The following is a 404-nucleotide window of genomic DNA, read 5'->3' as shown; positions in this document are numbered from 1 at the left end:
TTGTGCGCCAACGCTGCCCGCCAGCAGCAGCGCAGCCAACACTGCCGGGCATGAATCAGCAAGCGCGCTCATTGGCATGTCACCCTGATCCGCTCGTAGGCACGGGCCGGATCTCTGGGCGGCAGCGAGAATGCTGCCTGACAACTTTGATCAGACCAGCGAACCCGCAAGCTGCCGACATCCTGCTCACTGAGCACCAGCGCCTGACTGCCAGGGTCGACCACCGCCAGCGCCCTGCCCTGTTCATCCTCGACACTGGCACCCAGCGGTACCTTGCTGCCGTCGGCGCGCACCAGTTCAAACTGGACGCGGCGGCCCACAATGGCTTTGAAGCGCACCACCGGTATCGCTCCGCGGCGCGGTACGAGCTGGGTGATGGCATTTTCCAGGTCGACATCAGCGCC

General features: G+C 64.9%; 1 protein-coding gene. It reads right to left on the bottom strand.

The window, feature by feature from the left end; all coding sequences use genetic code 11:
* Positions 1-68 precede the first annotated feature (68 nt).
* Positions 69-404: FimD/PapC C-terminal domain-containing protein (locus ALP40_RS18600; RefSeq protein ID WP_310887071.1), on the bottom strand; the 336-nt coding region annotated here is incomplete at its 5' end.

The organism is Pseudomonas viridiflava (assembly GCF_003702045.1).
GTDB lineage: Bacteria > Pseudomonadota > Gammaproteobacteria > Pseudomonadales > Pseudomonadaceae > Aquipseudomonas > Aquipseudomonas viridiflava_C.
This window is presented reverse-complemented; position numbering and strand designations above follow the sequence as displayed.